At 44.8% G+C, this 24,577-nt stretch carries 16 protein-coding genes, 6 tRNA genes and 1 rRNA gene; 15 read left to right on the top strand and 8 right to left on the bottom strand.

Annotation, left to right across the window (positions count from 1 at the left end):
- A 5S ribosomal RNA gene (gene rrf / locus L1D37_RS23295) occupies positions 1 to 101 on the top strand; the annotation flags it as partial.
- Positions 102 to 170: 69 nt separating this feature from the next.
- A tRNA-Ser gene (locus tag L1D37_RS23290) sits at positions 171 to 261 on the top strand.
- 119 nt (positions 262 to 380) lie between these two features.
- Here the strand turns inward: L1D37_RS23290 and ilvY are convergent.
- The gene (ilvY, locus tag L1D37_RS23285) at positions 381 to 1,271 is read right to left on the bottom strand and encodes an HTH-type transcriptional activator IlvY (RefSeq protein WP_086711538.1); all 891 of its coding nucleotides are present in this window, start codon (positions 1,269 to 1,271) and stop codon (positions 381 to 383) included.
- A 146-nt stretch (positions 1,272 to 1,417) separates the two neighbouring features.
- Here ilvY and ilvC point away from each other — a divergent pair, with 146 nt between their 5' ends.
- Positions 1,418 to 2,902: a ketol-acid reductoisomerase gene (ilvC, locus tag L1D37_RS23280; protein ID WP_086711540.1), complete on the top strand. Its 1,485-nt coding sequence runs from the start codon at positions 1,418 to 1,420 to the stop codon at positions 2,900 to 2,902.
- A 307-nt stretch (positions 2,903 to 3,209) separates the two neighbouring features.
- Here ilvC and L1D37_RS23275 read toward each other — a convergent pair whose 3' ends face one another.
- From L1D37_RS23275 to L1D37_RS23260, 4 genes are all read right to left on the bottom strand, one after another.
- Positions 3,210 to 3,461 carry an accessory factor UbiK family protein gene (locus L1D37_RS23275; RefSeq protein WP_032551009.1) on the bottom strand — a complete coding sequence of 84 codons (252 nt, stop codon included), beginning with the start codon at positions 3,459 to 3,461 and terminating at the stop codon, positions 3,210 to 3,212.
- 119 nt (positions 3,462 to 3,580) lie between these two features.
- On the bottom strand, positions 3,581 to 6,703 hold the full coding sequence (locus L1D37_RS23270) for a multidrug efflux RND transporter permease subunit (protein WP_176680666.1): 3,123 nt from the start codon (positions 6,701 to 6,703) through the stop codon (positions 3,581 to 3,583).
- An 11-nt stretch (positions 6,704 to 6,714) separates the two neighbouring features.
- A complete protein-coding gene (locus L1D37_RS23265) occupies positions 6,715 to 7,821 on the bottom strand; it encodes an efflux RND transporter periplasmic adaptor subunit (protein WP_123287362.1) in 1,107 nt (368 codons plus the stop codon).
- 18 nt (positions 7,822 to 7,839) lie between these two features.
- A complete protein-coding gene (locus L1D37_RS23260) occupies positions 7,840 to 8,421 on the bottom strand; it encodes a TetR/AcrR family transcriptional regulator (protein ID WP_207895974.1) in 582 nt (193 codons plus the stop codon).
- Between the two features lie 180 nt (positions 8,422 to 8,601).
- Between L1D37_RS23260 and rep the strand changes: the two genes are divergently transcribed.
- Entirely contained in the window at positions 8,602 to 10,620 is a 2,019-nt protein-coding gene (gene rep / locus L1D37_RS23255; protein WP_132763853.1) for a DNA helicase Rep, read from the top strand.
- A gap of 96 nt (positions 10,621 to 10,716) precedes the next feature.
- Here rep and L1D37_RS23250 read toward each other — a convergent pair whose 3' ends face one another.
- Entirely contained in the window at positions 10,717 to 11,130 is a 414-nt protein-coding gene (locus tag L1D37_RS23250) for a cytochrome c5 family protein (RefSeq protein WP_009848079.1), read from the bottom strand.
- A 297-nt stretch (positions 11,131 to 11,427) separates the two neighbouring features.
- Between L1D37_RS23250 and L1D37_RS23245 the strand changes: the two genes are divergently transcribed.
- The 11 genes from L1D37_RS23245 to L1D37_RS23195 all read left to right on the top strand — a co-directional run bounded on the left by L1D37_RS23245 (position 11,428) and on the right by L1D37_RS23195 (position 21,222).
- Positions 11,428 to 11,504: transfer RNA gene (locus L1D37_RS23245), tRNA-Arg, on the top strand.
- A gap of 49 nt (positions 11,505 to 11,553) precedes the next feature.
- Positions 11,554 to 11,629, top strand: a tRNA-His gene (locus tag L1D37_RS23240).
- Positions 11,630 to 11,705: 76 nt separating this feature from the next.
- Positions 11,706 to 11,782, top strand: a tRNA-Pro gene (locus L1D37_RS23235).
- 45 nt (positions 11,783 to 11,827) lie between these two features.
- Positions 11,828 to 11,903 (top strand) — tRNA-His (locus tag L1D37_RS23230).
- A gap of 55 nt (positions 11,904 to 11,958) precedes the next feature.
- Positions 11,959 to 12,035 (top strand) — tRNA-Pro (locus tag L1D37_RS23225).
- A gap of 1,083 nt (positions 12,036 to 13,118) precedes the next feature.
- Complete coding sequence (locus L1D37_RS23220; RefSeq protein ID WP_086774448.1) at positions 13,119 to 14,846, top strand: ABC transporter ATP-binding protein; 1,728 nt, start codon at positions 13,119 to 13,121, stop codon at positions 14,844 to 14,846.
- Between the two features lie 94 nt (positions 14,847 to 14,940).
- Positions 14,941 to 16,494: an ABC transporter substrate-binding protein gene (locus L1D37_RS23215; RefSeq protein WP_017631993.1), complete on the top strand. Its 1,554-nt coding sequence runs from the start codon at positions 14,941 to 14,943 to the stop codon at positions 16,492 to 16,494.
- A gap of 178 nt (positions 16,495 to 16,672) precedes the next feature.
- On the top strand, positions 16,673 to 17,650 hold the full coding sequence (locus L1D37_RS23210; protein WP_008218600.1) for an ABC transporter permease: 978 nt from the start codon (positions 16,673 to 16,675) through the stop codon (positions 17,648 to 17,650).
- A gap of 2 nt (positions 17,651 to 17,652) precedes the next feature.
- Positions 17,653 to 18,591, top strand: a complete 939-nt coding sequence (locus tag L1D37_RS23205; RefSeq protein WP_017060135.1) for an ABC transporter permease — start codon at positions 17,653 to 17,655, stop codon at positions 18,589 to 18,591.
- 187 nt (positions 18,592 to 18,778) lie between these two features.
- Positions 18,779 to 19,780, top strand: coding sequence for an SPOR domain-containing protein (locus L1D37_RS23200; protein ID WP_239849278.1), 1,002 nt, complete (start codon positions 18,779 to 18,781; stop codon positions 19,778 to 19,780).
- 200 nt (positions 19,781 to 19,980) lie between these two features.
- A complete protein-coding gene (locus L1D37_RS23195) occupies positions 19,981 to 21,222 on the top strand; it encodes an NADH:ubiquinone reductase (Na(+)-transporting) subunit B (RefSeq protein WP_239849277.1) in 1,242 nt (413 codons plus the stop codon).
- A 76-nt stretch (positions 21,223 to 21,298) separates the two neighbouring features.
- Here L1D37_RS23195 and L1D37_RS23190 read toward each other — a convergent pair whose 3' ends face one another.
- Both L1D37_RS23190 and L1D37_RS23185 read right to left on the bottom strand, forming a co-directional pair.
- The gene (locus tag L1D37_RS23190) at positions 21,299 to 21,571 is read right to left on the bottom strand and encodes a DUF6482 family protein (RefSeq protein WP_345779458.1); all 273 of its coding nucleotides are present in this window, start codon (positions 21,569 to 21,571) and stop codon (positions 21,299 to 21,301) included.
- A 119-nt stretch (positions 21,572 to 21,690) separates the two neighbouring features.
- Positions 21,691 to 24,486: a hypothetical protein gene (locus L1D37_RS23185; RefSeq protein ID WP_239849276.1), complete on the bottom strand. Its 2,796-nt coding sequence runs from the start codon at positions 24,484 to 24,486 to the stop codon at positions 21,691 to 21,693.
- Positions 24,487 to 24,577: the final 91 nt, after the last annotated feature.

Raw genomic sequence — 24,577 nt, 5'->3', positions numbered from 1 at the left:
ATTGTGGACCCACCTGATTCCATGCCGAACTCAGAAGTGAAACACAATAGCGCCGATGGTAGTGTGGGGCTTCCCCATGTGAGAGTAGGACATCGCCAGGCTTTAATTTCGTTATTTGCATAGCAAGTAACAACCTCAACAGTGTACTAATCTGTTGATGACAATTTGTTGGAGGGATGGCTGAGTGGTCGAAAGCACCGGTCTTGAAAACCGGCAACCGTTAATAGCGGTTCTAGGGTTCAAATCCCTATCCCTCCACCACCATTAGAAAGCCCGCTGAGAAATCAGCGGGCTTTTTTCTTATCTGCGATATACATAAATGAAAAAGGGAAGAACACTGACGTGTTCTTCCCTTTTTTTTGTATTGAAACCAACGACTATTAGTCTGTTAAATACTTCCCTTCTGCGACTTGCCAGAACGCTCGAATTAGAGGGTTATCTAACTGTGCTCGCTTGCAGCAAACACCTAATTCAAACGGTTTTATGGGTTCTATCTTTAAACGGTCGACCTTATCTCTTACTGGACTGTTGTTAATCACTACATCTGGTGCAATACCCACCCCACAACCTAGCGCTACCATACTTACGATCGCCTCATGACCAGAAACTTGCGCGTATATGTTGGGCTTTATCTTCATCTTTTTGAACCACGCATTGGCACGTTCACGAGCTGTCCCCGCTTCAGGGATGATAAAGGGTACTTCATTCCAGTTTGGCTTGTCAGACTGAAGTTGCTGACTAAAGCTACTGACACCTGATGGAATGATGACGGATAGTGGTATATCGCTAATCGTTTCGAATTCTAATCTTGAAGGCAGGATGTCTGGTTTCGCTGAGATGGCTATATCCGCTTCATCATTTAAGATCTTGTCGATAGATTGAGCAGGATCGCCCGTAGAGAGCTTGAATTCGATATACGGATGAATGGCTCTGAATTCAGTTATCAGCTCTGGTAAGTGGCTGTAGCTAGCGGTCACGGAGCAAAATATACGGATTTCACCTTTTAACTCTTGCTCTCCACCTTTCAAGTGAAGGTTGTATTGCTGCCACTCACCAACGATGCTCAATGCCACTGGCAATAGGTGCTTCCCTGCTGGTGTGAGGTCAACACTACGGTTGTCCCTGATAAGCAGTTCTTGCCCTGTTTCCTCTTCCAGTTTTTGTACCTGACGGCTTAGCGCTGAAGGGCTGACGTGCATAGCAGCAGCGGTTTTGCTGAAACTCTTGCTATCACATAAATGTATAAATAATTGTAGAGATTTTATGTTCATGTTTTGCGATCGTTTCCACGTTGCATTTATTGCAATAACTAATTGTGAATATATCACTTTCAGCAACGGTGTGTCTGTTTTAGTATGAAGTCATTCGATAGAGAGATATCGACCTTACGGACTTATTTTTAAAGGAGTGCCCTAAAATGGCTAACTATTTCAATACATTAAACCTTCGTGAACAACTAGACCAACTAGGTCGTTGCCGCTTCATGGATCGTGAAGAATTTGCGACAGAAGCTGAATATCTTGAAGGTAAGAAAATCGTAATTGTTGGTTGTGGTGCTCAAGGCCTAAACCAAGGTCTAAACATGCGTGATTCTGGCCTAGACGTATCTTACGCTCTACGCCAAGCAGCAATTGATGAGAAACGTCAATCATTCAAAAACGCTGATGAGAACGGTTTTGTTGTAGGTAGCTATGAGACGCTAATCCCACAAGCAGATCTAGTAATCAACCTTACTCCAGACAAGCAACATACAAACGTTGTTGAAACTGTAATGCCTCTAATGAAAGAAGGCGCTGCACTTGGTTACTCTCACGGCTTTAACGTTGTTGAAGAAGGCATGCAGCTACGTTCTGACCTTACGGTTGTAATGGTTGCTCCTAAGTGTCCTGGTTCTGAAGTACGCGAAGAGTACAAGCGTGGCTTCGGTGTACCAACACTGATCGCTGTTCACCCAGAAAATGATCCTAAAGGTGAAGGTTGGGATATCGCTAAAGCTTGGGCTGCTGGTACCGGTGGTCACCGCGCAGGTTGCCTAGAGTCTTCTTTCGTAGCAGAAGTTAAATCTGACCTTATGGGTGAGCAAACTATCCTTTGTGGCATGCTACAAGCTGGTTCTATCGTATCTTACGAGAAGATGATTGCAGACGGCATTGAACCAGGTTACGCAGGCAAGCTTCTACAATACGGTTGGGAAACAATCACTGAAGCACTTAAGTTCGGTGGCGTAACTCACATGATGGACCGTCTATCTAACCCAGCTAAAGTTAAAGCGTTCGAGCTTTCTGAAGAGCTTAAAGACCTAATGCGCCCGCTTTACAACAAGCACATGGATGACATCATCTCTGGTCACTTCTCTAGTACTATGATGGCTGACTGGGCGAACGATGATGTGAACCTACTAGGCTGGCGTGAAGAGACTGGCGAAACAGCATTCGAAAACTACCCAGCTTCTGACGTAGAAATCTCAGAGCAAGAGTACTTCGATAACGGTATTCTTATGGTTGCTATGGTTCGCGCTGGTGTTGAGCTTGCATTCGAAGCTATGACAGCATCAGGTATCATCGATGAGTCTGCTTACTACGAATCTCTACATGAGCTTCCACTAATTGCAAACACAGTTGCTCGTAAGCGTCTTTACGAAATGAACGTAGTAATCTCTGATACAGCTGAGTACGGTAACTACCTATTCGCTAACGTAGCGACACCGCTACTACGTGAGAAGTTCATGCCTTCAGTAGCAACTGACGTAATTGGCCGCGGTCTAGGTGAAACATCTAACCAAGTTGATAACGCTAAGCTAATCGAAGTTAACGAAGCTATCCGTAACCACCCTGTAGAGTACATTGGTGAAGAGCTACGTAGCTACATGAGCGACATGAAACGTATCGCTGTAGGCGGTTAATTCGTCGCTTAGATACTGCGAATTTGTAGAAAAAGCAAAGCAGTATCAATAACTCCTTACAGGTTGGAGTTATGAATAAGCAACACAACATCTAATGAAAAGGCTTGGTCGCCGTTGACCAAGCCTTTTTTGTTTTTCAGAGGTGGGAATCGAGAATGCTTCACGTACCTGAGGATGATGGCTTTAGAGCTGAGTCATTTCCGAAAACAGCGAAGGAGCGTGGTCGGGAATATCTCCTTGTTATTCTTCTCGCATAAAAAAGGGCTGACGCTTTCACGTCAACCCTTCTATGTTTTTCGCTGATAGCTTACTTGTCAGCAAGCTTAGCTTCTAGATCTGCTAGCTTTTGTTCCATTTCAGTTAGCTTCTGGCGTGTGCGCAGCAGTACTTGAGTTTGAACATCAAACTCTTCACGGCTTACAACGTCTAGCTTATTCAGTTGGCCTTGGATAACTTGGCGAACCTTTTGGTCTACGTCTGAACCCAGTTCTTTCACTGGCTGAGGCATAGAGTCGTGGATCTGCTTAGCAATTTGCTCTAGTTTTTTTGGATCAAACATATCGATTAAAACTCCTGACTATTTATCACTATTCTATTTAATCACACCTGAGATGTCGCCTATCGCGTATAAAAAAAGGCCACCGAAGTAGCCTTTTTAATTGTTTTACGACTTAGCGATTACTTGTTGTCTGCTAATTCTCTATGTGCTGCTTTTGCTTCATCGACGCGAGCTAGTTTTTCTAGGTCTTTGTCTTCAACAAATACAGGTAGAGGTTTGTGTTTTTCAGCTAGGTAGCTGTAAATCACAGGCAGTACGAATAGTGTAAAGATAGTACCAATCGCCAGACCAGCAACGATAACAATACCGATACTGAAACGCTGAGCAGCACCCGCGCCTGTTGCGTACATTAGCGGGATTAGACCTGCAATCATCGCAGCAGTTGTCATTAGGATTGGACGAAGACGAACCTTCGCTGCTTCCATTACTGCTTCAATACGTGTCTTGTGGTGATGTAGCTGTTCTTCTTTTGCTACCTCACAGATCAAGATACCGTGCTTGGTAATCAGACCGACCAGCGTGATCAAACCTACTTGCGAGTAGATGTTCATCGTTGCCGCACCCCAGGCCAGAGCGATTAGGGCACCACAGATCGCCAGTGGTACAGATACCATGATAACCAATGGATCTTTCAGAGATTCGAATTGAATCGCCAGTACCAAGAAGATGATTGCCAGTGCTAGACCAAAGGTCGCGTAAAGTGCACTACCTTCCGTTACGTATTGGCGAGCTTCACCCATGTAATCGTGGTTGTAGCCACTTGGTAGCTTGTTCGCTGCTGTCTCTTCAAACCATGCAATCGCATCACCCATTGCAGCGCCTGGAGCAGGTACTGCACCAATCGTAGCTGAGTTTAATTGGTTGAAGTGAGGAAGAGAGCGAGGCTCAGCCACAACGTCAATCGTAATCAAACTGCCTAGTGGTACAGCTTTACCATCCGCAGCACGTACGTAGTAGTTATTCATCGACTCTGGGTTCAAACGGAACTTACGTTCAACCTGAGGGATAACCTCGTAAGAACGACCGTTTAAGTCGATACGGTTTACGTAGCCATCAGACATCATAGTACCCAGTGTGATACCGATATCTTGCATGGTCACACCGTATGCGCCCGCTTTGTCTTTGTCGATGTGTACTTTCATCGTTGCTGAGTCGTAGTTCAGATCAAGATCCGAGTAAACGAACAGTGGGTTGGTTGCTACATCAGTCAAGATGTCAGTCGTGATCTGGAACAAGCTCTCAAAACTGTTTGGCGTTGTAATAACAAACTGAATTGGAAGGCCTGAACCTGCACCTGGTAGCTCTGGCATTTGGAACGCCGTTACCGCCATGCCTGGTACGTCTTTCACTAGCTCACCAACGCGGTTTGCTACTTCTGACTGACTGGTTTCACGTTCGCTCCAAGGCACCATAGATGCAATACCAAATGCTTGGTTTGCGTTAGGCACACCAGTAAATACCTGTGCGTAAGCAACTTCTGGCTGATCAGACAGAATTGCGTTTACGTCGTTCATGGTATTTTGCATGTAGTCTAAGTTCGCGTTTGATGGCGCTGTACCCATAAGCATGATTACACCTTTATCTTCTGAAGGTGCTAACTCACTCGGGATGAACTTAAACAGCATTGGTAAACTTGCAAATACGATAACCGCAAAGCCAATGAATACTGGGCGATGATTCATTACCGCACCAAGCATACGCTCGTAACGGTTCGTCATGCCATCCAGTACGCTATGTACTTTTTGCTCAAACTTGCTTGGCTCAGCGTGAGCTTTTAGCATTTTTGAACACATCATTGGCGACAGGGTTAATGCCACGATACCTGATACAAATACTGAACCTGCTAGGGTTAACGCAAACTCTTTAAATAGCGAGCCCGTGATACCACCCATCATTGCGATCGGAGCGTATACCGCACCTAGTGTCAGTGTCATTGCGATAACGGGAACCGCGATTTCACGAGTACCGATGATCGCTGCTCGGAAAGGGGATTCCCCGAGCTTGATATGTCGGTCGACGTTTTCAAGTACAACGATCGCATCATCTACCACCAGACCGATGGCGAGTACCATTGCCAGTAGCGTCATCAGGTTCCACGAGAAGCCCATCGCCTGCATTACCATTGCTACACCAATTAGCGATAGCGGGATAGTAACGATAGGGATAAGAACCGCACGGAACGAACCAAGGAACAAGGTAATAACGATCAGTACGATTAATGCCGCTTCAAGAATGGTCTTGATAACCTCTTGAATCGATTCGTTAATCGCAATGGTCGAGTCATACATCACGTTCATTGAGATGTTGCTTGGCAGGTTCTTCTCTAGCTGAGGAAGAAGCTCAAGTACATCGGCTGCAATGTTGATTGGGTTTGCACTTGGTGCCGCGTTAATCGCAGCAACAACCGCCTCCTGACCATTGGCACTCGCACGGTAAACGTCGTGGCTTTTCTCTAGAGAAACCTTAGCAATGTCAGATAGGCGAATAATCTCACCTTCACCACTTCTAACGACTAAGTTCTCTAGCTCTTCAGTGTTTGATACTTGCGTGTCAGCACTGCCGTTATAAAGAACAAATTCACCTGTAGCTTGACCTGTCGCAGATTGGTAGTTGTTCGCATCCAATACCGCCATCACGTCAGTTGCCGTTAGGTTTACTGCCGCCATTTTTGATGGATCTAGCCATACGCGCAGTGCGTATTTCATACCACCGTATAGGTCAACTTTTGATACACCGTTTACCGTAAATAGCTGCGGGTTGATTACACGCTCTAGATAATCGGTAATTTGGCTCGACACCAACTCATCACTGGTAAAACCAATGTAGAGTACCGCTGTCGTTGAACCGGTAGACATAGTTACGGTCGGATCTTCGGCTTCTTTAGGAAGCTGAGAACGAACCGAGTTTGTCTTGGCCAGTATGTCCGATAGCGCGGCATTCGGGTCGGTGTTCAACTTCATGTTCACGGTAATCGTAGAACTACCAAGTACAGAAGAAGAAGTCATATAGTCGATGTTATCCGCTTGGGCCACAGCCTGTTCGAGGGGCTGGGTGATAAAGCCTTGGATAAGATCGGCACTTGCACCGTAGTAACTCGTTGTTACGGTTACGACGGTATTCGTCATTTCAGGGTATTCACGCACCTGCATTTTGAAGATTGCTTGTAAGCCAAGCAGCGCAATCAAAAAGCTGATGGATACCGCTAGAACTGGACGTTTAATAAAAACATCAGTAAAGCGCATTGTGCCTCCGGTTACAGCTTAGGTGTTTCAGCAGGTGGAGTGATTGCATCACTTTCAACAACCTTAACTTTGGCACCGTTACTTAGACGTACTTGGCCAGAAGTTACAACCGTATCGCCAGCTTTTACGCCTTCAAGGATGTGTGCAATATCAGCTGTACGCTCACCTACTTTTACAACATGTTGAGCAACACGTTGAACGCCGTCTTCTTCGGTTAGGATGTAAACATTGTCACCGTATAGAGTGAAAGTAATCGCTGTTTGAGGCAGAGTTACTTGGTTCTCTAATTTAGGAAGAATGATGTTAGCGCGAGCGAACATACCGCTACGAAGCTTGCCATCATTGTTTGGAATGTCTGCTTGAACTTGGATAAGACCACTTTGGATGCTTACTGCTGGTTCAATTGCACTGATAGAGCCTTCAAACGGTTTTTCTGGGTAAGCATCAACAAAGATGTCAATTGCTTGTCCAACATTGATGCGAGAGATATCAGTTTGAGAAACCGTGAAGCGCAGGCGCATAACACTTGTGTCTTCTAAGCGAACGATATCAGTACCTGATTGTAGGTATTGACCTAGGTAAACGTTACGAATACCAACCGTGCCATCGAATGGTGCGCGAATTTCACGACGTTCGATAGAGGCTTTCAGGCTTTCTATGTCAGCAGATAGAGAGAAGTAGTTCGCTTCTGCTTCATCGTATGCTTCTTTAGAGATAGAGCCTTTCTTGAATAGACCTTGGTAACGCTTGTACTTAGCTTTAGCTGCAGGCAATCGAGCTTGAGAACTCTTAAGGTTCGCTTTTTCTACGTCAGAATCTAGGCGAACTAATTGTTGGCCACTCTTAACGTCAGTACCTGACTCAAAAGATATCTGGTCAATAACACCGCTGGTTTCGTTTGCTAGTGTCACACCTTGGTTAGGCTCAATGAAGCCGATAGCTTCAATTACCGGAACCCAATCGATCGGCTGAACTTCAGTTACCGTTACTGGAAATTCTGGTTCAGGGCGGTTGGCCATATACTCAGCAATTTTTTGTTGTTTGAACATGTTGAACCCAATAACGCTGCCGAAAAGAATTACAGCGATGAGTAACATGAAGAAAGTCCACTTTTTCATTATGGTCAAAACTCCGATCTAGTGTTTAATTATTGCATCCCAACTGGCTTCAATGGCAGCTTCTAATGCTGCCTCGTCTAGTTGGTAAAATCCTAAAGAATGCTTTCGCGCTAGAGATACACTAGCCGCTAAGCTCAAGCCGCTTAATACTTCATTATGAAGCGGTTTAAACAGTCCTTGCTCTTTGCCCTCATTAAATAGCAGCTCAACTTGGGCAAACATTTCGCGTTCTAGTTCCCTGAAGTTTAGGCTATTTGTGATGGGTAAAGAGTCATACTGAACCCGATTTTTAATCGCAGCTAAATTCGTTCCCGCTAAGTCCCATATATTTAACCACATGGTTCTGTAGCGTTGCTTTATTGGGTCCGAATCATTAACTCCTTCTTGAACAGCATCTGCTACTCGTTGAGTTACGAGCACTCGAACGTCATCGATCAAGTGATCCTTATCTTCAAAGTAGCGATAGATAGTGCCTGCAGCCACTCCCGCCTCTTTTGCTAGTTTTTGCATTGAGAGGCCTTGAAAACCGACCTCTGAAATTAGCTTCTCTGCTGCAGAAAGTATTTGTTGGCGTTTATCCTGAGGTGCATGAGTTGTCATATTTACATCACCAGTGAATGAACGTTCATTCATTATAGCCTAAGAACCATACACATGTGCAACAAAGTTTTACATAAATGACGTAAAATTCTTGTAGAAGAGAACATAGCTTTCGTGGAGTTGCAGCATTATTATAGGCGCGCAACCAATTCGACCTTGTAAGAACAAATAGAGAATCAAATGAAACTGAACCCAAGACAAGATGAAGCCGTGAAGTATGTTTCTGGCCCCTGCTTAGTATTAGCGGGCGCTGGATCAGGCAAGACACGTGTTATCACCAATAAAATTGCTTATCTGGTTCAGGAATGTGGCTACAAGGCACGTAACATCGCTGCGGTGACCTTTACCAACAAAGCTGCGCGTGAGATGAAAGAGCGTGTTGGTCAAACCTTAGGTAAAGGTGAATCAAAAGGGTTAATCGTTTCGACGTTCCATACCATGGGCTTAACGATTATTCGCCGTGAGTACAAAGCGCTGGGTCTTAAGGCGGGATTCTCTCTATTTGATGACCAAGACCAGTTGGCCTTATTAAAAGAGCTAACAGAAAAGCAGATCGATGGTGATAAGGATCTGTTGCGCGCATTGATGAGTACCATTTCGAATTGGAAAAATGACATGCTGACGCCAGATCAGGCGAAAGCACGCGCTCAAGGTGAACAAGAGCAGCTGTTTGCTTTCTGCTTTGAGATGTACCAAAAACAGATGAAGGCCTATAACGCACTCGACTTTGATGATCTGATTGCGATGCCGGTATTGCTACTCAAAACCAACCAAGAAGTGCGCGAACGCTGGCAGTCGCGTATTCGCTACCTATTGGTGGATGAATACCAAGATACCAACACCAGCCAATATGAATTGGTTCGCTTGCTTGTCGGGGAGCGCGGTCGCTTGACGGTGGTTGGCGATGATGACCAATCAATCTATTCATGGCGTGGTGCAAAACCGCAAAACTTGGTGTTGCTGGGTGAGGATTATCCGAACCTTCGCCTGATCAAGCTAGAGCAGAACTATCGCTCGACCAGTCGAATCTTGCGTGCCGCGAACATCTTGATCGCCAATAACCCGCACGTTTATGAGAAGTCTCTATTCTCAGAGATCCCTGACGGTGAAAAGCTTAAGGTCTTGAATGCCAAAAACGAAGAGCACGAAGCCGAACGTATTACCGGTGAGATCATCGCGCACAAGTTTTTGAACCGTACTGAATACAAAGATTACGCAGTTCTTTACCGTGGTAACCACCAATCTCGCCTGATTGAAAAAGCACTGATGCAGAACCGTGTGCCTTACAAGATCTCTGGCGGCACTTCTTTCTTTGCTAGAGCAGAGATAAAAGACATCATGGCTTACCTGCGTGTGTTGGTGAACCCAGATGATGACAATGCCTTCCTACGTATTGTAAACACGCCGCGCCGAGAGATTGGCCCTGTTACGCTCGAGAAATTAGGCAGCTACGCCAATATGCGCGGTAAGAGCCTGTTTGAAGCCAGTTTTGAGATGGGCTTGGAACAAACACTGACGGGGCGCGGTTTAGAAAACTTGCGTCGATTCACTGATTGGATTGTTCGTATCTCAGATAACGCTGAACGTGGTAATACTGTGGATGCGGTTCGTGCGCTAGTTCGTGACATTAACTACGAAGATTGGTTATACGAAACCTCAGCAAGCCCAAAAGCCGCAGAGATGCGAATGAAGAACGTCTCTGATCTGTATAGTTGGATTGTGGCTGACCTCGAAGGTGACAACTACGATAAAGAAGAGAAAACACTTCGTGAGGTTGTTCAACGCTTAACACTGCGTGACATGATGGAGCGTGGTGAAGATGATGACGATGCAGACCAAGTTCAACTCATGACACTGCACGCATCGAAGGGCCTAGAGTTCCCATATGTATTCCTGATGGGTACTGAAGAGGGCATCTTGCCACACCAAACCAGTGTTGATGAAGGTAACGTAGAAGAAGAGCGTCGCCTGATGTATGTGGGTATTACTCGAGCGCAGAAAGAGCTGACCTTTACTAAGTGTCGAGAACGTCGCCAGTATGGGGAGTTGATTAAGCCAACACAAAGCCGCTTCTTAGATGAATTACCACATGATGATGTAGAGTGGGAAAGCGTGAAGAAGCCACAGTCCGCTGAAGAGCGAATGGAGAAAGGGCAGGCGCACATTGCTAACATTCGTGCGATGTTCAATAAGAAGTAATGCTATGCTTGATTAGCACTATATAGAAGACAATAAAAAAGGTGACCTGATGGTCACCTTTTTTGAATTTGGCATTTTTAATTACAGATCGGTAAATTACAGGCCAGCAATCATGTGCTCGATAGCATCTTTGATTTCATCGTCTGAACAGTCCATACATGAACCTTTCGCTGGCATTGCGTTGAAGCCGTTGATTGCGTGGTCAGCTAGGATATCGCGACCTTGAGCAATACGAGGACCCCAATCACCAGCATCACCTGTTTTAGGTGCGCCACTTACGCCAGATGCGTGACAAGCGATACAAAAGGTACCATAAACTGCTGCGCCATCACGAGGGCCTGTTGGTTCTGCGGCTACTGGCTCACTGCCGACTAGGTATACTTGGCCAACCGGTTTGATGCGCTCAGCAATTGCATCTTGCTCTGCTTCGCTTAGGCCTGAAGCCATTGCACCAGTTGAAAAGGTTAAAACTGCGATGACAACGCTTAAAATTCGACGAGACATATCCATTAAACTCACTTTACATTCCCAAGGTAAGTACATGCTTACCAATTTATAGTGTTGGAGGGTGTTTTGGCTTTAAGCAGTAAAGAGCAACTGTTAAACCAATGTAAATAATGGGTGATTATATCCCGATAAGTTGTTGCAATAAACAACAACTTATAAGCTGTGGCGGGTTGTAGTACTCAAATAAGGGGTTTATCACATATTAACTGTCGAAAAAGAGACCAAACAGAAAAAAAAGTTAAAAAAGTACTAGACGGCATTGGGTGATATACGTATTATTCCACTCCGCCGACAGGGCATGCGCCTGTAGCTCAGCTGGATAGAGCGTTGGCCTCCGGAGCCAAAGGCCGAAGGTTCGAATCCTTTCAGGCGCGCCATCCGGTCTCTTACTTCGGTAAGTGAGAAATTGGCAGAAAAGAAATAATGGTGGCTATAGCTCAGTTGGTAGAGCCCTGGATTGTGATTCCGGTGGTCGCGAGTTCGAATCTCGTTAGCCACCCCATTCTTTCTTTACAAAATATCGGTAGCTTCGGCTTCCAGTGTTGATTCACTATCCCAAGAATCGATACAAAACTAGTCGGTGAATAGCGCAGCTTGGTAGCGCATCTGGTTTGGGACCAGAGGGTCGGGGGTTCGAATCCCTCTTCACCGACCACTATTTCAATAATCGCTTGTTAAGCGGTTATATAAAAAATTAGTGGTGGCTATAGCTCAGTTGGTAGAGCCCTGGATTGTGATTCCGGTGGTCGCGAGTTCGAATCTCGTTAGCCACCCCATTAATTTTGGTAGCTTCTTTGAAGTTCCCAGTTTGAGAAATCAAACGAAACGTCTCGGTGAATAGCGCAGCTTGGTAGCGCATCTGGTTTGGGACCAGAGGGTCGGGGGTTCGAATCCCTCTTCACCGACCACCTTAAGAAGCCTCGTCAGAAATGACGGGGCTTTTTTACGCCTGGAACTTAGATAATTTGAGACCAGAGGGGCGTGGGCTGGAGCGCCAGTCCGATCAAATCCCTCTTCACTGACCGATTTTAAGAAAGCTCATCAGAAATGATGAGCTTTTTTTCATCTGTAGATCACTAGATTGGAACCCAAGTGAGGCTCGCCTGACGTTCAAAGGATGTCTCTTCACCGATCACTTAAGAAGCCTCAACTAGCCGTCCGCGTCAGGAATGACAGGGCTTTTTTGCGTCTGGAATTTAGATAATTTGGTATCAAGAGGGCTGCGGACTGGATCGCCAGTTCTGTTCGACTCGCTCCTCTTTAGTAAGCTCCTTTCAGACGCAAGAAACTCATCTTCGATCTCCTCGATTATTGCGTCTTTATAGAGTCACCCCCATTTATCAAATGAAAAGATCTATATCTAATTTTATATAAAATAACCGTTCAATAATTCGACAAATTAATAGGTCTGGTCTAGAGATTTTGGTGAAAAGTTGAATTTGGTTCTTAATCTGCCTACTAAGGCACGTATTTGACAGCTTTCTTCCTATCAAGCACTTCAAAAGATCATCTAATTTACTAAGCCTTTGGGTTGCTTGTCTTCTATTTAGATAAGTAATGAAAATGGTTAAATATGTGGTCAATACAATCCTATCTAGTTGTTTTGTTTGTTTAAATTAACAAAGTTAGCGTTTGTTTCTATAGTGTTAATTGTTTTTTGGAATAATTATTTGTTTTTATTGAATGGTAGTGAGATCTGCTTTGAACCACAGGTTTAGGTCTACAAGTAAGTAGTGGTAAGGGGTTTGTGAGCATTTATTACCGCTAATATAATGTTGATTTTTCTTACTATATGCTCTTTGAGTGAATAGTTATGTGTCACTTTTGCTTGCTAAGCGTTTAATGTCGACTTTTTATCCTATTTTTGTTGCTTTTCTGTGAATTATTTGCCAAATTGTCAACCGTATAAAATATCAGAACAATATTCTGGTAAGAATGGATTCAATTTTGCAGACAGGGCAGAAAGCTGCCAAAGCAGTAGAGGTCTGGTAATGTCACTTTTAGAAGTAAAAAATCTTCGTATCGAATACCCATCTCGTCATGGAGTTCACGCCGCAGTTAAATCGCTTTCGTTCAACATTGAACGTGGTGAGATCGTTGGTGTTGTAGGCGAGTCTGGTGCAGGTAAATCAACAGTAGGTAACGCTGTGATCGATTTGCTGAGCCCTCCCGGCCGCATTGCTAGCGGCGAGGTATTTCTGGATGGCGAAAAAGTCTCTGGCTTATCTCCTGAACAGATGCGTTCTGTTCGCGGCTCAAAGATTGGTTTTATCTTCCAAGATCCAATGACGTCTCTTAACCCTCTATTCACAGTAGAACAGCAGTTAAAAGAGACGATTCATGCCAACATGAAGGTTTCGGATCAAGAAGCCTACCAGCGTTCATTAGACTTGATGAACCAAGTGGGTATCCCGCAACCAGAAAACCGTTTAAAGCAGTACCCACACCAATTCTCTGGCGGTATGCGTCAGCGTGTGGTTATCGCGATCGCTTTAGCAGGTGAACCTGACCTTATCATCGCAGATGAACCAACAACGGCACTAGATGTGTCTATTCAAGACCAAATCTTAGGTTTGATTCGCGATCTATGTATTAAGAAAAACGTAGGTTGCATGTTGGTAACGCACGACATGGGCGTGGTATCTAACGTTACCGACCGCGTAGCCGTTATGTATCGTGGTGACTTAGTTGAGTTTGGCCCAACAGCGAAAGTTTTGGGTACTCCTGAACACCCATACACACACAGTCTTATCTCTGCGGTTCCTCGTTCAGACCGCAAGCTCGATCGTTTCCCTCTTGTTAGCTACATCGAAGAAGCACAAGAGATGGAACCACTGGATGTGAAAAACCACTGGTTAGGTCAAAGCCAAGATCACCGTGATTACACAGGTCCACTGTTGAACGTTGAGAACGTAAACTTGCGCTTTACCACCAAAGATTCTTTCTTTGAGAGCCGTCGTGAGTACGTTCAGGCGTCAAACAACGTGAGCTTTGAAGTTCATGAAGGCGAAACGTTTGGTCTAGTAGGTGAATCAGGTTCGGGTAAATCAACGATCGCACGTGTGATTGCTGGCTTGTACGCACCGAACTCAGGCAAGGTAACGTTTGAAGGCGTTGATCTTACTGGTCTGAAATCTGAAAAAGAACGTCGCCCTATGCGTCGTCAAATGCAGATGGTTTTCCAAAACCCTTACACATCAATGAACCCTCGAATGAAGATATTCGACATCATTGCTGAACCTATCCGATTCCATAAGCTTACTCGCAACGAAAATGAAACTCGTCAGATCGTGAACGATCTGCTAGAGCACGTTGGTTTAGGCAAGATGGCTGGGGTGAAGTACCCGCACGAATTCTCAGGTGGTCAACGTCAGCGTATTTCTATCGCTCGCGCTTTGGCAACTCGTCCGCGTCTTTTGATTTGTGATGAACCAACATCGGCACTGGATGTGTCGGTACAGGCTCAGATCCTTAACCTACTAAAAGACTTACAAGACGAGCTAAACCTAACCATGCTGTTCATCAGTCACGATTTACCGGTTATTCGCCAAATGTGTGACCGTGTTGGTGTGATGCAAATGGGAGAACTATTGGAAGTAGCGCCAACAGAGCAACTGTTCCAATCGCCTCAGCATGAATACAGCAAACATCTGATTTCTTTAATGCCTGAATTTACAGGTTTAAGAGAAGAAAAAGCAGTGGCACAAGCCGCGGTATAAAAATCAGCAGGCTGGAGTTTAGCTTGCTAACAACAATAAACAGACGCAAATACAACAACTAGGGATCTGGATTCCCGCATGAAGGAGTTATGCAATGAAAACCATGAAAAGCAAATTAGCAGTAGCTTTAATGGCAGCTGGCCTAAGCTTTAGTGCAGCAGCAGCAGATATTACCGTTGGCTACGCAGCTGACCCAGTATCACTTGACCCGCACGAGCAGCTGTCTGGTGGCACACTGCAAATGTCTCACATGGTGTTTGACCCTCTAGTACGTTTCACTCAAGAGATGGATTTTGAAGGCCGCCTAGCATCTAGCTGGGAGCGTGTTGATGAAACGACTTTCCGCTTCAACCTACGTAAAGGTGTGAAATTCCACTCTGGTAACGAACTTACTGCTGATGATGTTGTGTGGACTTTCGAACGTCTACAAGCTTCTCCAGACTTTAAGTCTATCTTCACGCCATACGAAAAAATGGTAAAAGTGGATGACTACACAGTTGAGCTAGTATCAAAAGCGGCTTACCCACTAGTACTACAAACAGCAACTTACATCTTCCCAATGGACAGCAAGTTCTACTCTGGCCAAACAGCGGAAGGTAAAGACAAGTCTGAGCTAGTTAAGCACGGTAACTCGTTTGCTTCGACTAACGTTTCAGGTACTGGTCCTTTCATCGTAACGCAGCGTGAGCAAGGCGTTAAAGTAACGTTCGAACGTTTCAACGATTACTGGGATACAGAAACTGAAGGCAACGTAGACAAGCTAACACTTGTGCCAATCAAAGAAGATGCGACACGTGTTGCAGCACTTCTTTCTGGCGACGTTGATATGATTCACCCAGTAGCACCAAACGATCACAAGCGTGTTAAAAACGCTAAGAACATCGATCTAGTGACGCTACCTGGTACTCGTATCATCACGTTCCAAATGAACCAAAACAGCAACGAAGCACTTAAAGATGTTCGCGTTCGTCAGGCGATTGTTCACGCAATCAACAACGAAGGTATCGTTAAGAAGATCATGAAAGGCTTCGCAACAGCTGCTGGTCAGCAAAGCCCAACAGGCTACGCGGGTCACAACGAAGACCTAGTTCCTCGTTACGATCTGAAAAAAGCGAAAGAGCTGATGAAAGAAGCGGGTTACGAGGATGGCTTTACGCTAACTATGATGGCTCCAAACAACCGTTACGTGAACGATGCGAAAGTAGCGCAAGCGTCTGCGGCAATGCTGTCTAAGATTGGTATCAAAGTTGATCTTAAAACTATGCCTAAAGCACAGTACTGGCCTGAGTTTGACCTATGTTCAGCAGACATGATGATGATCGGCTGGCACTCAGATACAGAAGATTCAGCTAACTTCAACGAGTTCCTAACTATGACTCGTAACGAAGAGACTGGTCGTGGTCAATACAACTGTTCTGGTTACTCAAACCCAGAAATGGATGCGATTGTAGAAGCTTCTAACACTGAAACTGACCCAGTTAAGCGTTCTGAAATGCTGAAAGGCGTTGAAGCAACACTTTACAACGACGCAGCATTCGTACCGCTACACTGGCAAAGTGAAGCGTGGGGCGCGAAGTCTAACGTAGGTGCAGCAGACGTAGTAAACCCAATGGTTATGCCTTACTTCGGCGACCTAGTTGTAAAATAATCTAGCTTGCTAGAATCGAGAGCCTGAAGCTTTTCAGGCTCTCAAATTATTAAGAAATAGATTTAAGTTTCGGTATTTGGTCTTCCTTCAGTCTGGCTAAATACCTTTTTTAAGACTGAATTTTGTTATCTAGTCGCGGATTTCGACTAGATAGTCATGGATAGATAAGGGGCAAGGAATGGTTACGTTTCTGGTCAAGCGCCTGTTTCAGGCACTGATAGTGATGTTTGTGATCAGTTTGGTGGCGTTTGCCATTCAGGATAACCTGGGCGACCCGTTGCGTGAGTTAGTCGGTCAATCTGTTTCAGAATCGGAGCGTCAAGCGCTGCGTGATGAACTCGGCTTAAATGATCCCTTCATTACAAAATACACTCGCTTTGTGGGCGCAGCTCTACAAGGTGATCTTGGTACTTCATATTTCTTTAAACGCCCAGCTGTGGACGTAATCTTAGATAAACTTGTAGCAACGCTTGAACTTGTGTTTGGCGCTTCTCTGATCATTGTTTGTCTGTCGATTCCACTTGGCGTTTATTCTGCAATACACCCAAAAAGCTTCTTCACTAAACTGGTGATGGCGGGCAGTAGTATCGGCATTTCTGTGCCTGTTTTCTTAACCGCAATCATGTTGATGTATGTATTCTCTATTGAGTTAGGCTGGCTGCCGTCGTTTGGACGTGGTGAGACCGCAAACTGGTTTGGTTGGGAGTCTGGTTTCTTAACGATAGATGGCCTTGCGCACTTAGTGCTGCCGAGTATTGCTCTAGCATCTATCATGCTGCCTCTGTTCATTCGTCTAGTGCGCTCTGAAATGCTAGAGGTTCTTAGCTCTGAGTACATCAAGTTTGGTAAAGCGAAAGGCCTAGCGCTGAACAAGATTTACTACCAACACGCTTTGAAGAACACAATGCTACCTGTACTAACGGTAGGTGGCGTTCAAATCGGTACTATGGTGGCTTACACCATTCTTACTGAAACTGTATTCCAGTGGCCGGGCACCGGCTTCCTATTCCTTGAAGCGATTAACCGAGTGGATACTCCACTGATTACCGCATACGTTATCTTCGTTGGCTTAATCTTCGTAGTAACGAACACCATTGTTGACTTGCTTTACGGCATCATTAACCCAACAGTGAACATCACAGGGAAAGGAGCATAATCATGGAACAAACAACAACAGCTCCATCTCGTTGGGAGCGATTCAAGCAGTCAGACATTCTGTACTACTTCTTACGCGACAAAGTGGCAATGGTCAGCTTTGCCATCTTTGCAGCCTTCCTAGTGATGGCTCTCGCGGCACCGATTTTAGCGCCAACAGATCCGTATGACGTGACGTCTATCGACATCATGGATTCAGAGCTGCCACCATCTTGGATGGAAGACGGCGAAGAGCGTTTCTTACTGGGTACTGATGAGCAAGGTCGTGACATCCTATCGACGATGCTTTACGGCTCTCGTCTTTCATTGACGATTGGTTTCTTAGCGGTTGGCCTTCAGCTGACTCTAGGTATCATCATTGGTCTGTCTGCGGGTTACTTCGGTGGCCGTATCGATAGCTTCTTGATGCGTTTTGCCGATGTTCAGCTTTCGTTCTCAACCATGATGGTTGCGATCATTGTCTCGGCTATCTTTAAGGCAAGTTTCGGTAGTGACTTCTACGCGCAATATGCCGTTGTTATGCTGGTGGTGATCATCGGTATTGCCGAATGGCCGCAGTATGCTCGTACAATCCGTGCATCGGTATTGGCAGAGAAGAAGAAAGAGTACGTAGAAGCGGCTCGTGTGATGGGCTTCAGAGCGCCTCGCATCATGTTCCGCCATATTCTGCCTAACTGTTTATCACCGATTTTGGTTATCTCTACAGTACAGGTGGCAAATGCCATCATGTCAGAGGCGGCACTTTCTTTCCTAGGCTTAGGTCTTCCGGTAGACCAACCGTCACTGGGTGCCCTGATCAGTACTGGTTTTAACTACATTTTCTCAGGAGCATGGTGGATCACAGCATTCCCAGGTGTGCTTTTGGTAACATTAGTTCTAGTTATTAACCTACTAGGCGACTGGTTACGTGACGTGTTTAACCCTAAAATTTATAAAGGGTGATAGCGCGGTTTGATTTTTAGAAAAAAAAGTCACTAAACTAAGAGCCGTAAGCAATTACGGCTCTTTTTTTGCTTAATGGATCTGGAACTTAGTATCATTGATACTGTCAATAATACTTAAAATGGAATTCATGTTTTATCGACATTGATTCGGTAATAATTAACCCGTAAGGGTTTAAGTGGTGGTTATGAAATTGACAATGAATGCTGTATGTCGTGCTGTATGTCGTGCTGTATGTCGTGCTGTGATGAGAAATTATCGTATGGGGCTTATCGCTGCATCCCTTTTGGTATCGAGCCAAGTTAGTGCAGAATCGGTTCTATGTGATGCAACTCAGGCAAGCACCAATCAATTACCACAGCTAGAGCAGTCATGTCCGATTGGTAAAGGTGTTTGGGGCAGTAAGGCACCTAAACGTCATTCAGATAACGAACTGTTCTGGGTGCAATGTGGCCTGCTGAACAAGCCTTTGTCACTGAGCCGTGCAAAACCTCTATATGAAAAGATCTCGACTAATGTTTGGATGAAACCTGAAGGTAGTGATTACCGTTGCTTAATCGGCCCTTACTCTACCTTTTCTGATGCGAGAAAAGACCTAGCTCAAGTACGTAAAGTTTCTGGTTACGGTGAAGCCTTTATTCGTATGGTTGATAAGTCGAAAACTTCATCACAACCTATCGTTGCAAAAGCAGCAGCACCTAAAGCCGTCGAATCCAAAGCGGTTAAGCCTAAAGCTCCGGCAAAGCCAAAACCAGTCGCTAAGCCAGCACCGAAACCTGTGGTTGCAACTCAAGCGGCAACCAGCGCCGCTGCAATTCAAGCTTTCCCAAGTAGTGGTACAAGCTCAAACAACGATCTTGATATCGAAATTCGTGTGAAGGCCAATGTAGCGGGCTCTCAATATGCGATACCTTACCTTCTTGATCACCAACAGCAGTTTTATATGGAACAAGGCAAGCCTTGGAGTCGCCTAGATTACGCTAGCGCTGAGTTAGTGTGTAAGCAGGTCAACATGAAACTGATGACTGAAAAGCAATGGCAGAGCATCTTAGGGTCTAAAGTGATGGAGAAACAGAACTGGCCAATGCACCTACCTTATTGGGGCGCGGATAAGAAAGGTCTGTTTACCAACGGTAACGTGAATCAACTGAAAGGGTCTTCACTGCTTAACGTAATGTGTGTGAAGTAACTCCGACATGCAGTAATACCAAACAAGCCTCAGCCATCGCTGGGGCTTTGTTGTTTTTACATCTTTCTTTTTCAATGTTGGTCTAAGTTATTGATGTTCACTTCTTCAAAACGAATTTGATTAAATATCGTTAGAAATTGTTCAAATAGAGCCGTTGATGCGTAGAAAACCATAACTCAAGCAATAAGGTGATTGAGATTATGAGTTTGAAAAAACGATTAGAAGACGTGGCTCCGCGCTTCGAAGCGGGTGGTAAGTACGAAAAGCTCTACCCTGTGTATGAGGCGTTTGCGACCATCTTTTACACGCCCGGGAACGTAAACCGCGGCATAACCCATGTTCGAGACAGCATAGACCTCAAACGCATCATGATTCTGGTGTGGCTAGCCACTTTTCCTGCAATGTTTTGGGGTATGTACAATGTCGGTCAGCAAGCCGCGATGGGTTTGACTGCTACCTATTCTGGCGCCGAGCTAGCCTCCATCATCGACAGTAGTTGGCGTCTATCGTGGGCGTTTGGTAGTGCTGACGCTATAGTCTCCAGTGGGTGGGGAAGCCAGATGTTTCTTGGTGCTCTCTACTTTCTTCCTGTTTATGCCACAGTGTTTGTGGTTGGTGGTTTTTGGGAGGTATTGTTTGCGGTTGTGCGAAAGCACGAGGTTAATGAAGGCTTTTTTGTTAGCTCGGTTCTTTTCGCATTAATTCTTCCACCAACGATTCCGCTATGGCAAGCAGCTCTTGGTATCACCTTCGGTATTGTCGTTGCTAAGGAGTTGTTTGGTGGTACTGGGCGAAACTTCCTTAATCCTGCGCTGGCAGGTCGGGCATTCCTTTACTTCGCTTATCCTGCCAACATGTCGGGTGGCTTAGTATGGGTTGCCGCTGACGGCTATTCAGGTGCGACACCGCTGAGCCAATGGTATGAAGGCGGTAGTTCGTCACTGATAAACAACATGACAGGTGAGGCGATCACTTGGATGGATGCCTTCATAGGTAATATCCCGGGGTCAATGGGCGAAGTGTCTTCACTGCTTATTATGCTGACCGGTTCGATTTTGATTGTGATGAAGATAGCCTCTTGGCGCATTGTAGCAGGTGTGATTGTTGGCCTTGTGGCAACTTCGAGCTTGATGAATTGGATTGGCTCAGAGACCAACTCGATGTTCTCGATGCCGTTCTACTGGCACTTCGTGTTGGGTGGTGTGGCATTTGGTACTTTCTTTATGGCAACGGACCCGGTTTCTGCAGCGTTTACTAATCAGAGTAAGTGGGCTTACGGGATCTTGATTGGTGTAATGACGGTCGGTATTCGAGTGCTCAATCCTGCTTATCCTGAGGGCATTATGCTCGCTATCTTGTTTGCTAACTTGTTCGCACCATTGTTCGACTTTGTAGTAAAAGAGCAAAACATCAAGCGCAGACAAAAACGCACAGCACGATAACAAATACGACCTAAAAGAAAAAGGCTTGCATCAACGCAAGCCTTTCCATTTTTATCACGATTGATTTGAAGTTGATTTAACTCCACTTCAAATCAATCTCGAACGGTTGTGTACTGCCACAGTGTTCACCACACATTTCGTCGTAAGCGCTGTTATGTATCAGTGTTGCTGACGATACGCCTTGATCACTAAAGTGGTCGCGTGCTTGATTAACACTCAAAAACTTCATTGGGTGCTGGTGGTCGTCCTTAATTAACTGCTTTTGCTCGCCAACGACTTGGTAAGCTAAGTAAATCCCGCCTTCAAATGATTCAATTAGTAGATTCATAATGAGCTCCGCGCTTTCTATGTTAGTTTGACTTTTCTACGCAGGGCTTCGGATGAAGGTTCATATGTTACATATAAAAAGCCCTGTCGAGAACGACAAGGCTTTCGTATTAGCTAAGTTGTGTTTCCAACGTATTCTATTTATCTTGCAAAACTAAACAGAATGTCAGTGAACTTACCACGTTGCTCTTCTTTTACTTCACCATATAGAGTTCTAATACCGCTAGTGATTGGTGTGGTCGAAGTGAAATCGACGCTACAAGTGTTATTTTCCGCAGAATCAAAGTACTGCACTTCCCAGGAAAACGGTGTTCCCGACATTGAGTACACGTCGAATGTGTAATTTGCTTTTACTTCTTCACAGCTCATTTTAAGGTAAATGTCTGCATCCGAAACACCACTCTCACACATGTTAGCATCAGAGCAATTACCATCTACATCATTCATAGCAGCGTCAACATCCATATCATTAATGTTGCCATTCTGGTCAATATAATGAAGAGTGCCTTCAACCCAACGATCATCAACAACGCCATCTGTGATTCGTTGAGAGATTAAAGCGCTCACTTGTTTTGGATCAGTGTAAGCAGGGTAAATGTCTTCAAAAGTCATACTTTGTACTGCGTAGTCTACTGAATTATGGAAGGTCTCAGTATTTTGGAATACGAAGTAGTCTTGGTATTTTTGAGCGCTGTAGCGAATGGTGAATGACTCATCACCATCGTTGACATTAAGCACATACCCTCCATTAGCATCGACAGTGTATGAGCCAAGTGCCTCAAAATTATTGTTATCAACCGGAGAAGACGAAACATTAATTTCAGGACAAGAAGCAAAACTATTTTTAGTTCGATTGTATGCGTAGAGTGTTTGTGTTGCTGAATCGAAATAACGAACTTCACAAGCTAAACCTGTACCTTGATCGCTATAGCTTTCTACTTCTGACTGATATAAATATTGGTCTTCGATAGTTGTTACTGGAGGTGTAACTTCTCCTGGCTGAACGTTAGGCAATCTAAACGTTACCATTTCTGATTCAATATCATTTTCCTCACCACCAGAAAAGTTGATCCCCTGTGCGATATACAGAACAACATTATTGGTCTCTGAAGTTGGGCGTCCGTTTAATGTTACAAAGCCCGAGCTATCAACACTTACCGATACTCCCGGAATAGGGTTGCTTGGCGCTTTATTATCATGTGGCGCATAGTGAGCGTAGTATTCAATATCGCCCGAAACCTTTGAACTAAACAGGTTTGCAACACTGAAAGCTTCTTCAAAGTCTTTACCAACGGTCAGTGACCATTGTGTCGTAATTTGTGCTTGCAAGTCTGTTTTTAATTCTTCGTCAATACTGATGCTGCCAGCTTGCACGGGAGGCACTGTAAAGTTCGCTGGTGCAGACGCTAAGAAGGTTGAAGTGTGACCATCATCAGCATGAATGGTGAAGTTTACTTTGTTGCTATTAACCTGTTGTGGGTAACCCGTTATGCGAATCACGCCAGACACTGAATCGTACTTAGATTGAAGGCCAGGAACCGCACTGTCGATATTTGTTGTGTATGTTAGGTGATAATCTTCACGATCTTCAAACAACGTATCTACTGGGATCTCTCCGGTAAACTGGGCACCTTTGATTAAGTTCCATGTAGATACAATTTCAGTCTGGATTCGTGTTTCTTCCGTATCCACAACGCTTGGAGGTGTGTTGAGTAGATCTACATCGAATGAAAAAGTAGTACGCAGTGTGCTGGTTACTTTCGCATCTTCATCTTGTGTATCTTTGTCTTCTGCTTCAAAGGTAATTGTGTAGCTGCGTTGCGGGTCCTCTAACGAGCCTGAGCTTGATAATGTTAACGTAGTACCACTTTCATCAAGTTCAGCGCTGATCTCTCCTTCTCCATCAATCTTAACACTAGGCCTTACCGGAGTTAGAGCACCGTCTACTGAATATTTATCTTCAAAAAGATTGTTTGGTACCTCAATCGTTTCTAAAACAGTATCTGTTTCGGTAATTTTGAGAGTGCGGACCTGTTGCTGTATCGCTGATGTTGCAGATGAATTAACTAACAGCTTGAAGTTGCGAATAGCGGTCTCAGGCTCGGTTGGATCAATGACTGGCCTGTCGTTGACCAGGTTATCATCGCCCATATTGTCTTCTGTAACGATTTCTTCTGATTTTTCAGTAGCCGTGTCCGTGATTATCTCAATTTGTTTTTCGTATTCTGAAGGGTTTTTCGCTTTTGACTCAGTAAGGATCTGTGCAGTTTTATGAAGTCGAGCACTTTGTAGATTGCTCTTAGAGTCCTCTACAAAGTCAGAGAAAAGATCAATAGGTGATTCTTCTGTGCCACCAAGGTTGCTACTTACTGCTGATATGGCAGCTTCAAGTGTGCTGTTATTTTTGCGCATCTCGATAGCGACTAGATCGGTAATTGGAGAGATAACGACACCTTCACCGTCATCAACCTTTGGTGTGCGTAGTACGACAGCGTTGGACATAGGTTGGTCCGGAAGGTCCATATCTCTTGTATATAGATCTAACAGTTTATCCAGTGATTTTGTATTGTCAGGAAGAGTACTCAGTTTCTGAGCTAGCTCTGGGGTTACATCGCCAGGACGGAGTGTTTGTAAACCTAGGCTGTGTTTGACCTCTGTATTTTTTGGTAGTGTTAATTCACCGGTTTCATCTGTTAGACCGAACACAGTATCGATATCTAGATTCAGTTTCCCGTTGTCGTCCACATCAGCGAACACTACGGCGTTATGGAAGTAGCCATCAAAACCTTTTACGACAATGCTACTTGGTTTATCACCTGAACCGCCGCTAGGGGGAGTACCATCATTGTCAGGGGTATTACTTGTATGGGGGCTATCACTCCCACAACCTGCTAAGCCTAGCGCCACCGCAGCCGCTAATAACGTTACCTTTTTCATTTTTTTATCCTTACTCTGAAGAGTAATTATTTTTAGGTTAATTAAGATCTGCGGCGTTTTTACCTTTCTGGAGTGGATTTCACAAGACACG

Origin of the sequence: Vibrio sp. Isolate33, assembly GCF_022397895.1 — a bacterium.
GTDB lineage: Bacteria > Pseudomonadota > Gammaproteobacteria > Enterobacterales > Vibrionaceae > Vibrio > Vibrio pomeroyi.
The sequence above is the reverse complement of the archived record's forward strand: the minus strand, read 5'-3'. Positions and strand labels throughout refer to the sequence as shown.